The 13,481-nt window shown below is 41.0% G+C and carries 10 protein-coding genes and 1 tRNA gene; 9 read left to right on the top strand and 2 right to left on the bottom strand.

Features of this window, described 5'->3' with window-relative positions; all coding sequences use genetic code 11:
- Positions 1–194: 194 nt before the first annotated feature.
- Positions 195–265 (top strand) — tRNA-Gln (locus G4D82_RS01415).
- Between the two features lie 54 nt (positions 266–319).
- Here the strand turns inward: G4D82_RS01415 and G4D82_RS01410 are convergent.
- Positions 320–1,144, bottom strand: a complete 825-nt coding sequence (locus G4D82_RS01410) for a universal stress protein (protein ID WP_166333670.1) — start codon at positions 1,142–1,144, stop codon at positions 320–322.
- Positions 1,145–1,319: 175 nt separating this feature from the next.
- On the opposite strand from G4D82_RS01410, the gene rimP reads away from it, so the two are divergent.
- The 3 genes from rimP to infB are packed head-to-tail and all read left to right on the top strand — an operon-like array spanning position 1,320 to position 5,776.
- Complete coding sequence (rimP, locus tag G4D82_RS01405; protein ID WP_166333667.1) at positions 1,320–1,784, top strand: ribosome assembly cofactor RimP; 465 nt, start codon at positions 1,320–1,322, stop codon at positions 1,782–1,784.
- 14 nt (positions 1,785–1,798) lie between these two features.
- Positions 1,799–3,043 (top strand): transcription termination factor NusA, encoded by a 1,245-nt coding sequence (gene nusA, locus G4D82_RS01400; protein WP_166333665.1) that lies wholly within the window; start codon positions 1,799–1,801, stop codon positions 3,041–3,043.
- Positions 3,044–3,088: 45 nt separating this feature from the next.
- The gene (infB, locus tag G4D82_RS01395; RefSeq protein ID WP_166333662.1) at positions 3,089–5,776 is read left to right on the top strand and encodes a translation initiation factor IF-2; all 2,688 of its coding nucleotides are present in this window, start codon (positions 3,089–3,091) and stop codon (positions 5,774–5,776) included.
- A gap of 145 nt (positions 5,777–5,921) precedes the next feature.
- On the opposite strand, the gene G4D82_RS01390 is transcribed toward infB, so the two are convergent.
- The gene (locus G4D82_RS01390) at positions 5,922–6,311 is read right to left on the bottom strand and encodes an SPOR domain-containing protein (RefSeq protein ID WP_166333660.1); all 390 of its coding nucleotides are present in this window, start codon (positions 6,309–6,311) and stop codon (positions 5,922–5,924) included.
- 216 nt (positions 6,312–6,527) lie between these two features.
- On the opposite strand from G4D82_RS01390, the gene G4D82_RS01385 reads away from it, so the two are divergent.
- From G4D82_RS01385 to G4D82_RS01365, 5 genes are read left to right on the top strand one after another with little or no spacing between them, the layout of a single operon-like run.
- The gene (locus G4D82_RS01385; protein ID WP_166333658.1) at positions 6,528–7,871 is read left to right on the top strand and encodes a c-type cytochrome; all 1,344 of its coding nucleotides are present in this window, start codon (positions 6,528–6,530) and stop codon (positions 7,869–7,871) included.
- A 34-nt stretch (positions 7,872–7,905) separates the two neighbouring features.
- The gene (locus G4D82_RS01380) at positions 7,906–10,965 is read left to right on the top strand and encodes a TAT-variant-translocated molybdopterin oxidoreductase (RefSeq protein WP_166333656.1); all 3,060 of its coding nucleotides are present in this window, start codon (positions 7,906–7,908) and stop codon (positions 10,963–10,965) included.
- 27 nt (positions 10,966–10,992) lie between these two features.
- Positions 10,993–12,396: an NrfD/PsrC family molybdoenzyme membrane anchor subunit gene (gene nrfD / locus G4D82_RS01375; RefSeq protein ID WP_166333654.1), complete on the top strand. Its 1,404-nt coding sequence runs from the start codon at positions 10,993–10,995 to the stop codon at positions 12,394–12,396.
- Positions 12,389–12,916, top strand: a complete 528-nt coding sequence (locus G4D82_RS01370) for a DUF3341 domain-containing protein (RefSeq protein WP_166333652.1) — start codon at positions 12,389–12,391, stop codon at positions 12,914–12,916. Before nrfD ends, G4D82_RS01370 begins: the two co-directional genes overlap by 8 nt.
- 4 nt (positions 12,917–12,920) lie before the next feature.
- A complete protein-coding gene (locus G4D82_RS01365; protein WP_166333650.1) occupies positions 12,921–13,463 on the top strand; it encodes a c-type cytochrome in 543 nt (180 codons plus the stop codon).
- Positions 13,464–13,481: the final 18 nt, after the last annotated feature.

The following is a 13,481-nucleotide window of genomic DNA, read 5'->3' as shown; positions in this document are numbered from 1 at the left end:
AAGCGCTACAAAGAAACTATTTTTTTACTGAAAGAAAGTTGGATTAACAAAAAATTCTGCACAGTATCAGGCAAATCGGTTACTTTGATGTTGGGGAGTTTTGTTTACTTGGAAAAAAATATATAAAAATCTTTCAAATAGTTGCTAAAAATAAAATTTGTTTTAAATTTGCACTCGCTTATCAGCAATGGTATTGGCCTATGGTGTAATGGTAACACTACGGTTTTTGGTGCCGTCTTTCTAGGTTCGAGTCCTAGTGGGCCAACAAAAAAAGCCTCCTAACTTCTAGGAGGCTTTTTTATTTTAGGTCAAGCTTACTTTAGATTTTAAACGTAATCACCGGACGTACAGCGTGGTTTACTAAATCTTCACTGATGCTGCCGTTAAAGAAGTGTGCAAAACCGGTTCTTCCGTGAGTGCACATTCCAATCAAATCAGCATTTACTTTATTAGAGAAATTCAAGATTCCTTTCTCAACATTTACGTCGTTATAAATATGCATGGTGTAATTCGGATAATCAAATCCTTTCATGAAATCGGTCATGATTTTCTCGGCAATGTGCGTCGGTTTAAAGCTATTTGGCGTATTGATCATCACTAAGCTCAAATTAGACCCGAACGATTTGGCAAAATCAATGAGTTGCGCGAAAGGTTTTTTAATCTCGTCAGAGAAATCAGAAGCGAACACAAAATTCCCTGCTTTGAAATTTTCGTTCTCATTTTTGATAACCAAAACTGGTGCTTCTGAGAAACGCACCACTTTTTCGGTGTTAGATCCAATCAACATTTCCTGAAAACCACTGGTGCCGTGCGAACCCATCACTACTAAATCAACGTTGTTTTTTTTGCTGACGCCTAAAATTCCTTCAAAAGCTTTTTCGAATTGGATGATTTCAGAAACGTTAAGGCCTTCTAGAAAATCCGCATCCATCAAATCTTCAAGATTATTGATTGCTTGGTCTTTGTAAAACATAATCTCAGGAATCTGGTGGCCGCTGCCAATTGCATCTCCAGCTTGATGAGGCAATTCTAGCATATGGAGTAATATAATCTCGCTATCGTTTTGTCTGGCAATTTGGGCTGCTACCCTTAAAGCGTATTCAGCGTGCTTGGAAAAATCTGTTGGAACTAAGATTCTTTTCATAAGTAAAGTGTAAGAAATTTTATAAAATCGGTTAGATACATTAACACAATAAAAGTAATATATTTTTTTTAAACACCAATCGTTTTTGGATTTAAAAAAACACTATATTTGCCCCGTTATTTATTGATAGTTAAATAATGAGGGAGGCAAATGCTTCCCTCTTTTTATAAAAGATATGACATTTAGAGAAAAAGTGAGTCAATTACTCGAGGCAGGGTTGCAGGAAAAGCCAGCAATCTTTCTCATTGACTTAACCATTACTGATACTTTCAAAATTATTGTAACCCTTGACGGAGATAACGGTGTTCAACTGCAGGATTGCATAGATATCAGTCGTGCCATTGAGCATAATTTAGATCGCGAAGAGCAAGATTTTTCTTTAGAAGTGGCGTCGGTTGGTGTTGGTTCGCCGCTCAAACTGGTTCGTCAGTACATTAAAAACATAGGGCGTACACTGATTGTGAAATTAACTACGCAAACAATAGAAGCGCAACTGGTGGCGGCTAATGATAATTTTATAACTTTAGCTTGGGAAGCCAGAGAGCCTAAAAAAATTGGAAAGGGAAAAGAAACGGTACAGAAAACGATGGAAATTCCTTATTCAGAGATAAAAGAAGCAATTGTTACAGTAACATTTTAATTTAAAAAGTTGGCATGGAAAATTTGGCATTAATCGAGTCGTTTTCAGAGTTTAAAGATGACAAACTGATTGATCGTGTGACGCTTATGGCGATTTTGGAAGATGTATTCCGAAATGCATTGAAGAAAAAATTCGGTTCTGATGAGAATTTCGATATCATCATCAACCCAGATAAAGGCGATATGGAAATCTGGAGAAGACGCGTCATCGTAGCAGATGATGATCTTGATCTTGAAAATGAAGAAATTACGCTAACAGAAGCCCGCAAAATTGAACCTGATTTTGAAATCGGCGAAGAAGTTTCTGAAGAAGTGAAGCTGATTGATCTCGGAAGACGTGCGATTTTGGCTTTGCGCCAGAACCTGATTTCGAAGATTCATGAGCATGACAATACCAATTTGTACAAGCAGTTCAAAGATTTAATTGGAGAAATCTACACGGCAGAAGTACACCACGTGCGCCCGAGAGTTGTCATTTTGGTTGATGATGAAGGCAACGAGATTGTACTTCCGAAAGAAAAGCAAATTCCATCAGACTTTTTCCGCAAAGGAGATAACGTTCGCGGGATTATCGAAAACGTCGAATTGAAAGGAAACAAGCCGCAAATTATTATGTCTAGAACCTCTGAGAAATTCCTCGAGAAATTGTTCGAGCAGGAAATTCCGGAAGTTTTTGACGGTTTGATTATGGTGAAAAAAGTGGTTCGTATTCCGGGTGAAAAAGCCAAGGTAGCCGTAGATTCTTACGATGACAGAATTGATCCCGTAGGTGCTTGTGTCGGGATGAAAGGATCGAGAATCCATGGTATCGTTCGTGAGCTGGGCAACGAGAATATCGACGTAATCAATTACACCAGCAACATTCAATTGTTTATAACCAGAGCGCTAAGCCCTGCCAAGGTATCTTCAATCAAAATCAATGAAGAAACCAAGAGAGCAGACGTTTACCTTAAACTTGAAGAAGTTTCCAAAGCGATTGGTCGCGGTGGACACAACATCAAATTGGCTGGTTTGCTGACTGGTTATGAACTCGATGTGATTCGTGAAGGTAATATCGCCGAAGAAGAGGATGATGTTGAATTGACAGAGTTCTCAGACGAAATCGACGGCTGGGTGATTGATGAATTCGCTAAAATTGGTTTAGATACAGCGAGAAGCGTTCTAAAACAAGATGTCGAAGATTTGGTCAGAAGAACCGATCTTGAAGAAGAAACCATCCTAGATGTGATGCGCATTTTGAAGGAAGAGTTTAACTCCTAAATACACAACAACAACACAACTATAAGGTAACAATAAAAAGATTTTATGTCTGAAGAAAGAGTAATAAGAATAAACAAGGTATTAAGGGAATTCAATATTTCGTTGGAAAGGGCCGTGGATTATCTTAAAGATAAAGGGATCATGATTGATGCCAATCCGAACGCCAAAATTTCTGACTTGGAATATGGCATTCTGCAAAGTCAGTTTGCTGGCGATAAAGGCAACAAAGAAGCTTCCAAAGAAGTAGGCGAGGAAAAGCGCAAGGAAAAAGAAGCATTGCGTTTGGAACGCGAAAAGGAAATTGAAGACAAGCGTAAAATTGATGAAGAGCGCCAACGCCAAGAAGTGATTAAGGCCAAAGCAATTGTTGCTGGCCCAAAACAAATTGGTGTCATCGATCTTGATGCTGCAAAACCTACTGCTAAAAAGACCGATGTTGCTCCTGAAACTAAGCCTGTTGAATCGCCTGCTCCAAAAGCGGAAGCTCCGACTCAAGCACCCACTGTTCAAGAAGCACCCGCCGATGAGGCCATTGCAACCCAATACCAAAAACTCTCCGGTGCCACCTTAACCGGTCAGACGATTGATTTGTCACAATTCGATAAACCTAAAAAGAAAAAAGAAGACCCGAAAGCAGGTGCAAACCCAAATGCGAATTCAGGGATTAACAAGAATAAAAGAAAACGGATTCCTTCCAAACCCGGCGAGATTAGACCTGGCGGCGCAACTGGAGCCAATAATGGTAGACCAAACGCTCCGGGGAACCGAGACGGCAAACCTGGTTTCAACAAAGGCAACCGACCGGCAGCCGTAGCCAAGGTGGAGCCAACGGAAGAAGAAGTGAAGAACCAAATTCGCGAAACCTTGGAGAAACTTCAAGGAAAAGGCGGAAAATCAAAAGCGGCCAAATACCGTCGTGATAAAAGAGAAACCCACCGTCAGAAATCCGAAGACGAACAGCGCTCTATCGAAGAAGGCAGCAAAACACTAAAGGTTACTGAGTTTGTGACCGTAGGTGAAATTGCCACCATGATGGACGTGCCGATTACCAAAGTAATAGGAACTTGTATGTCGCTAGGCATCATGGTAACAATGAACCAAAGATTGGATGCTGAAACTTTAACTATCGTTGCTGACGAATTCGGTTTTGATGTAGAGTTTATTTCCACAGAGCTAGAAGATGCTATTCAGGTCGAGGTAGATCGCGAAGAAGATTTAGTAAACCGAGCTCCGATTGTTACCGTAATGGGTCACGTCGATCACGGAAAAACCTCTTTGCTGGATTACATTCGTAAAGAGAATGTGATCGCGGGAGAATCAGGTGGAATTACCCAGCATATCGGTGCTTACGGAGTCACTTTAGATAATGGTCAGAAAATAGCATTTCTGGATACCCCGGGTCACGAAGCTTTTACGGCGATGCGTGCGCGTGGTGCTCAAGTAACCGATATTGCCATCATTGTGATTGCCGCAGACGACGATATTATGCCACAAACCAAAGAGGCTATTAGTCACGCTCAGGCAGCAGGTGTTCCAATTATTTTCGCCATCAACAAAATTGATAAACCGAATGCCAACCCCGAGAAGATTAAAGAAAGGCTGGCTGGAATGAACTTGCTTGTGGAAGATTGGGGCGGGAAAATTCAATCCCATGATATTTCTGCCAAAGCGGGTATTGGAGTGAAAGAACTATTAGAGAAAGTTTTGCTCGAGGCAGAGATTCTCGATTTGAAAGCCAATCCGGATCGTTTGGCCCAAGGAACTGTAGTAGAAGCACAACTTGATAAAGGAAAAGGCTACGTAGCGACGATTCTCGTTCAAAACGGAACATTGCGTATCGGAGATTATATGTTGGCCGGAAAACACCACGGAAAAATCCGCGCCATGCACGACGAACGCGGTCATGTGGTTAAGGAAGCTGGTCCGTCAACACCGGTTTCAGTGCTTGGATTGGACGGAGCACCAACAGCCGGTGACAAGTTTAGCGTATTCGAAGACGAGCGCGAAGCCAAACAAATTGCGGCTAAACGCACACAGTTGCAACGCGAGCAATCGGTTCGTACACAAAAACACATTACTTTGGCGGAAATCGGAAGACGTATTGCCTTAGGTCAGTTCAAAGAACTTAATATTATTATCAAAGGTGATGTTGACGGTTCTGTTGAAGCCCTTTCAGATTCATTTTCGAAGTTATCAACTGAGGAAATTCAAGTCAATATTATCCATAAAGGAGTCGGGGCAATTACAGAAACAGATGTCAATTTAGCTTCTGCGTCAGATGCGATTATCATCGGATTCAACGTACGTCCATCAACTAGCGCCAGAGCATTGGCCGATAGAGAGGAAATCGATATCAGAAATTACTCTATCATTTACGATGCGATTGATGATTTGAAAGATGCGATGGAAGGAATGCTTTCCCCGGAAATGAAAGAAGAAATTACCGGTACCGCCGAAATCAGAGAGATATTCAAGATTTCAAAAGTAGGATCGATTGCCGGATGTATGGTGACCGATGGTAAGATTTTCCGCGCCTCAAAAATCAGAATTATCCGTGATGGCGTTGTAGTTCACACCGGCGAATTGGCCGCACTGAAACGTTTTAAAGATGATGTTAAAGAAGTTTCTAAAGGCTACGATTGCGGTATTCAAATTAAAGGTTACAACGATATTGAAATTAATGATTTGATCGAAGCTTTCCAAGAAGTGGCAGTGAAGAAAAAACTGAAATAATCTTAGTATGAATCAATAAAAAAACGTCCCTAATTAAGGACGTTTTTTGTTTCTGTTTATTTTTGCACTAAGGCACTAAGGCACTAAGGCACTAAGGCACTAAGGCACTAAGGCACTAAGGCACTAAGGCACTAAGGCACTAAGGCTATTTATTCGGTTTAATTAAAAATGCGGTTGGATACCGTTTTTTAAGCTCCGCCAAATTGCGTTCGGATTCAATTCTCGTTTTAAAATTTCCTACCCAAACTTTGTACGTAGGCGTATTAAAAACAATGGTTCCATCATAGTTTTTGAACTCTTTTCTGAACTCGCCTAAGGTTTTTTTAGCGGTTTCGCTATCGCCATTATATATCTGAATTTTATACCGATCATTTACTGTAATTGAGCTGTTAATTTTTCTTTTTTCGTTTAACAATTGCTCAAATTTTTCATCTTGAATGAGAGTTAAATTTTGGTCTTGAGCATATAAATTTTTGTAACTCAAACTCATAAATGAAGCCAGTAAAATAGCATTTCTCAGCGTTAGCATTTTCATAAAGTAGTGATTTTTATACAAATGTACTATTTCTCAAATTAAACAAAAGAACATTCATTATTTAGAATTGATATAAATTGATATTTAAGAGTATTTTAAGGTTTTAAGAATAGCTCATTAATTGTATTTTTGTCGAAGTTTTTCAAATAATGTGTCGTAAATACTGGATTTCTGGTATTTCTTTCACGCCATTTTCAGTCGATAATCACTCAAAATATGAAAAAAGTGGGTAACCATCATTCGATTTCTAGAATTTGTGTTTTTAGTTTAGCCATACTGCTAACATTCTCTTTAACCTCTATTGCTCAAAACCCCGCGCCTGCTCCTGCTTCAACTACAGCTCCTGCTGCTGATGCTGCTGCGCCTGCTGCTGGAGGTGATGCTGCTAAAGGAAAAGAACTTTTCAATACCAATTGTGCGGCTTGTCACAAGCTCGATGCAAAATCCACTGGGCCAGCGTTAAGAGGGGTTGCGTCCAGACGTGATAAAGCATGGTTGTACAAGTGGATCCACAACAGTTCCGAGTTGATTAAATCTGGAGATGCAACTGCAGTTAAGCTTTTTGCAGAGAACAACAATGCGGTGATGACTGCATTTCCGCAATTGTCTGAGGCTGATATTGATAACATTCTTGCTTATACTTCCGAGCCAAAAGCTGAGCCGGCGAAAGTTTTGCCTGCTGCTGGTGCCTCTGCTGGTGCTGAAAGTAATGGGGAAGGTGTTTCCAACAACTTGATTTTGTTTGCCTTGGCTGTAGTGATGCTGATGTTGGTAGTGATGTTGGTATTGGTCAATAGGGTGCTAACTAAAATTGCTAAAGCTAATGGTGTTGAAGTTTCGACAAAAGAGGCTTCGATGCCAATTTGGAAAGCCTTTGCTAGAAATCAGTTCTTGGTATTGGTTGCTTCGATTTTCTTGCTTTTAGCTAGTGGATATTACGTTTACGGTTATTTGATGCAAATCGGAGTCGATCAAGATTATGAGCCAATCCAGCCAATTCACTACTCGCACAGAATTCACGCAGGGAGCAATGGTATTGATTGTAAATACTGTCACTCTGCAGCTAGAGTAAGTAAAAATGCAGGAATTCCTTCGTTGAATATTTGTATGAACTGTCACAAGAATATCTCGGAAGTTTCGGATACTACCGCGACACCAGACCATTCAAAAGCATTCTATGATGGTGAAATCAAAAAACTATATGCTGCTGTGGGTTGGGATCAATCTACACAAAAGTATACTGGGAAAACACAACCGGTGAAATGGGTTCGAATTCACAATCTTCCAGATTATGTTTATTTCAATCACTCACAACACGTAACTGTAGCTGGTGTAGAGTGTCAAACTTGTCACGGGCCAGTCCAGACCTATGAAGTCATGAAACAATTTGCGCCTCTGACAATGGGTTGGTGCATCAATTGCCACAGGGAAACCGATGTTAAGATGGAAGGTAATGAGTACTACACTAAAATTCACGAAGAACTTTCTAAAAAGTATGGTGTTGATAAGTTGACCGCAGCTCAAATGGGAGGTCTAGAATGCGGTAAATGCCACTACTAATCGATTTATTAAGAAGCTAATATTTATATATAATATGTCATCAAACAAAAAATACTGGAAAAGTGTTGAGGAGCTAAACGAAAATAGTTCTATTGTTGAGGCACTTAGAAATAATGAATTTGTTGAAGAAATTCCAACCAACGAATTTTTGAGTGATGCGGAAACGCTTTCCACTTCTTCAACAACACGTCGTGATTTCTTAAAGTACGTCGGATTCAGTACTGCTGCTGCAACATTAGCAGCTTGCGAAGGCCCAGTTCACAAATCGATTCCTTATGTGCTTCAGCCGGAGCAAATCATTCCGGGTGTTGCGGATTATTATGCGACATCTGTTTTTGACGGTTTCGATTTTGCACAATTGCTGGTAAAAACAAGAGAAGGTCGTCCGATTAAAATTGACAACAACACTATGCCTGGAGCTAAGTTTGCAGCCAATGCAAGAATCCACGCTTCGGTACTTTCCTTGTATGATAGCCTGAGATTAAAGCAACCAAAAATTGGTGGTAAGAATGCTACTTGGGTAGATGTTGATGCAAAAATCAAAAAGAGCCTTGCTGATGCTAAAGCTGCCGGAAAGCAAACGGTTTTGCTTACAGGAACTTTGGCTAGTCCGTCAACAGAAAAACTTATTTCAGAATTTTTAGCTAAAAACCCAAATGCGAAACACGTTATTTACGACGCGGTTTCTGATTCTGAGGCGCTAGATGCTTTTGAGACTGTATATGGCGAAAGAGCGCTAGTGGATTACGATTTTTCCAAAGCAGCATTGATTGTTTCTGTAGGAGCTGACTTTCTTGGCGATTGGCAAGGGGGCAGCTACGATGCAGGGTATGCTCAGGGAAGAATTCCAAAAAGTGGTAAAATGTCACGCCACTTCCAATTGGAAGCCAACATGACTTTGTCTGGCGCAGCTGCTGACAAACGTATTCCAATGACTGTAGCCAGCCAAAAGCAAGCTTTAGTAAAGATATACAACGTGATTACCGGATCTTCGGTAGGTACCTCCAAAATTGATAATGAAGATGCTGTGATTAAAGCGGCACAACAATTAAAAGCTGCCGGTTCTAAGGGGGTGTTGGTTTCGGGTATTCAAGACGTTAACGCACAACTGTTGGTTTTGGCAATCAACCAAGCTTTAGCTAGTGAAGCTTTCTCAACTGCGGGTACGCGTCAAATTAGAAAAGGGTCAAACCAGAAAGTGGCTCAATTTCTAAACGACATGAAAGCTGGAAACGTTCATACTTTGATTATGAGCGGTGTAAATCCAGTTTATACATTGCCGAATGGGGCAGAGTTCGCAGCTGCACTTAAGAAAGTTGCTTTGTCAGTAGCTTTCTCTTTAAAAGAAGATGAAACGGCATCGGTAACTACAATTGCCGCTGCTGCACCGCATTATTTAGAATCCTGGAACGATGTTTCTATCGTTAAAGGTGCTTATGGAATTACTCAACCTACAATTCGTCCTTTGTTTGATACTATGCAATTTCAAGATGCTTTGATGTCTTGGAATGGCACTTCCGGTACTTTTTATGATTACCTTAAAGCAAACGCTTCTGGAATCATTGCCGGTTCTAGCTGGAATAAAGTACTTCATGATGGAATTTATATTGGCGCGGCTTCCGCTTCCTCTGGTAATGCTTCCGGTTTTGCCGCTGCTGCCGCAACTGCTTTAGCTGGTTCTAAAAGCGCAGGAATGGAGTTGGTGCTTTACACTAAAACCGGTCTCGGAGACGGACAGCAAGCCAACAACCCATGGTTGCAAGAATTTCCAGATCCAATTACAAGAGTTTCATGGGACAATTACGCTACAGTATCTAGAGTAGACGCTGAGAAACTCGGGTTAGAGAATCATAATGTTGCTGATGGTGGCCTAAACGGAAGTTATGCTACCCTTACCGTCAATGGTAAAACCCTAGAAAACGTACCGGTAATTATTCAACCAGGACAAGCATTAGGAACTATTGGTTTGGCTCTAGGTTACGGTAAAAAAGCAGCTTTAAAAGAAGAAATGCAAGTAGGTGTTAATGCCTACACTTTTTATAATAATTTCAATAATGTCCAAACGGTATCGGTCAAAAAGGCGGCAGGTGAGCATGAATTTGCTTGTGTACAGTCGCAGAAGACATTGATGGGTCGCGGCGATATTATTAAAGAAACGACTTTGGACATCTTCAACAAAGAAGAGGCTGAAGTGTGGAATGAGGTTCCTAAAGTTTCCCTTGATCACAAAGAAGTTCCTGCCACTACGGTTGATTTGTGGGCTTCGTTCGATCGTTCTACAGGGCATCATTTTAATATGTCGATTGACTTGAATGCTTGTACCGGTTGTGGAGCTTGCGTTATCGCTTGCCATGCTGAGAACAACGTTCCAGTGGTCGGTAAATCAGAAGTGAGGAGAAGCCGTGATATGCATTGGTTGCGTATTGATAGGTATTATTCTTCTGAAGATACTTTCGCACACGACAACGAAAAGAAAGAAAGCTTCAAAGGTTTGTTTGGCGATAAAGGTTCTCTTGGCGGATTCGGCCAAATGGAAGAAGCTGCAGACAATCCACAAGTGGCCTTCCAACCTGTAATGTGTCAGCATTGTAATCACGCTCCATGTGAAACTGTATGTCCGGTTGCGGCAACATCGCACTCGCGTCAAGGACAGAACCACATGGCTTACAACAGATGCGTAGGTACAAGATATTGTGCGAACAACTGTCCTTATAAAGTGCGTCGTTTCAACTGGTTCCTTTATAACGGAAATGCAGAATTTGACTATCACATGAATGATGATTTAGGGCGTATGGTCTTGAATCCTGACGTGAATGTACGTTCACGCGGAGTAATGGAAAAATGTTCATTGTGTATCCAAATGACCCAAGCTACGATTTTGAATGCCAAACGCGAAGGACGAGAGGTTAGAACCGACGAATTCCAGACAGCTTGTTCGGCAGCTTGTTCTTCAGGCGCTATTGTTTTTGGCGATGTGAACAACAAGTCTGATAAAGTAGCGGCACTTGCTGAAGACGAAAGAATGTATCACTTACTAGAGCACGTTGGAACCAAGCCGAATGTGTTTTATCACGTGAAAGTTAGAAATACTTAAGAAAAATTAAAATCAATATAAAGGATTATGTCTCATATATACGACTCAAGTATTAGAAAACCTTTAGTTATAGGTGATAAGACTTATCATGATGTCACCGTAGATGTCGCAGCGCCTGTTGAAGGTCCAGCGAACAAACAATGGTGGACTGTATTTTCAATTGCATTGGCCGCTTTCCTTTGGGGATTGGGTTGCATCATTTACACCGTTTCTACGGGTATCGGAACCTGGGGATTGAATAAAACCGTAGGTTGGGCATGGGACATTACTAACTTCGTATGGTGGGTAGGTATCGGTCACGCTGGTACACTTATCTCAGCAGTACTGTTACTGTTCCGTCAACGCTGGAGAATGGCGATTAACCGTTCTGCGGAAGCGATGACCATTTTCTCGGTAATCCAAGCGGGTTTGTTCCCGATTATCCACATGGGTCGTCCTTGGTTAGCCTATTGGGTTTTACCTATTCCAAACCAATTCGGTTCGCTTTGGGTAAACTTCAACTCGCCACTACTTTGGGACGTATTCGCGATTTCGACTTATCTTTCTGTGTCACTAGTATTTTGGTGGACTGGTTTGTTGCCTGATTTCGCTATGATTCGTGACCGAGCTATTGATCCTTTCCAAAAAAGAATTTATTCGATTCTTTCTTTCGGATGGTCGGGTCGTGCTAAAGATTGGCAACGTTTCGAAGAAGTTTCTCTGGTGTTAGCAGGTTTGGCAACTCCGTTGGTACTTTCTGTACACACTATCGTATCAATGGACTTTGCTACTTCGGTAATTCCTGGTTGGCACACCACCATCTTCCCACCGTACTTCGTTGCCGGAGCGGTATTCTCAGGATTCGCAATGGTAAACACTTTGCTTATTGTTATGAGAAAAGTGTCGAACTTAGAAGCCTACATCACAATCCAACACATCGAGTTGATGAACATCATCATCATGATTACCGGATCTATCGTGGGTGTAGCCTATATCACTGAGTTATTTATTGCGTGGTATTCAGGAGTAGAGTATGAGCAATATGCCTTCTTGAACCGCGCCACCGGACCTTACTGGTGGGCTTATTGGTCAATGATGACTTGTAACGTGTTCTCTCCGCAGTTCATGTGGTTTAAAAAATTAAGAACGAGCATTATGTTCTCTTTCGTTATTTCGATTGTCGTAAATATAGGAATGTGGTTTGAGCGTTTCGTAATTATCGTGACCTCATTACATAGAGATTACCTTCCATCTTCATGGACGATGTTCTCCCCAACATTTGTTGATATAGGAATATTCATAGGCACTATTGGTTTCTTCTTCGTTTTATTCTTGTTGTACGCACGTACTTTCCCGGTAATTGCACAAGCAGAGGTGAAAACGATTTTGAAAGCTACCGGAGAAAATTATATCAGAGAAAGAGAAGCACATAAACATTCACATCATGAGTAATAAAGTTATTCACGCCATCTATAATGATGATGACATTTTGATGGATGCTGTTAAGAAAACCAAGGCAGCACACCACCATATTGAAGAAGTTTTCACGCCGTTTCCAGTTCACGGATTGGACAAAGCGATGGGAATTGCCCCAACCCGAATCGCAATATGTGCTTTTATATACGGCCTTTGCGGATTGACCTTCGGAACTTTCTTGATGAACTATGTGATGATTCTAGATTGGCCGCAAGACATTGGTGGCAAGCCAAGTTTCAGCTATATTCAGAATATGCCGGCGTTTGTTCCGATTATGTTCGAAGAAACAGTATTCTTTGCAGCGCACTTAATGGTAATCACTTTTTATATGAGAAGCCGTTTATGGCCATTCAAATCTGCTGAAAACCCTGATGTAAGAACCACCGACGACCATTTCTTGATGGAAGTAGCGGTTCACAACAACGAACAGGAGTTGGTTTCATTTTTTGAAAGCACAGGTGCCGTAGAAGTTAAAGTAATTGAAAAGCATGATTAGTCCTATGAAAAGCATCTATAATATAGCACTTTTAGTTTGTACGGCGGTTTTGGTATCGTCTTGTCACGATACTTCTAAGCCTAACTATCAGTATATGCCGAACATGTATGAATCGGCAGGTTATGAAACGTATTCAGAGTCGAAAGCTTTCAAGAATGGTAAAGAAGGACAACTTCCGGTTGAAGGAACTATTAATAGAGGGTATGAAGTATATGAGTATCCCAATACAACGGCTGGTCTAGAAGCCGCTAGAGCTTCCTTGCAATCTCCTCTTGATCCTGCTTCCATTGATATGGATAAAGCCAAAGAACTTTATGATGTTTATTGCGGTATTTGTCATGGTACAGCCGGAGACGGAAAAGGAAAATTAGTTACTCAAGGTAAATTCCTTGGAGTGCCAAGCTACAAAGACAGGCCAATCACTATAGGAAGTGTGTTTCATGTTGAAACTTACGGTTTGAACTCAATGGGTTCGTATGCCAACCAATTAAATACTCACGAGAGATGGATGGTGGCTGCTTATGTCATGAAACTTAAAAGCGAATAATAAATTGTAGAACAAACT

The sequence above is a fragment of the Flavobacterium lotistagni genome (assembly GCF_011392125.1).
Lineage (GTDB): Bacteria > Bacteroidota > Bacteroidia > Flavobacteriales > Flavobacteriaceae > Flavobacterium > Flavobacterium lotistagni.
Note: the sequence above shows the minus strand (reverse complement) of the source record. Positions and strands in the feature narration are given on the sequence as shown.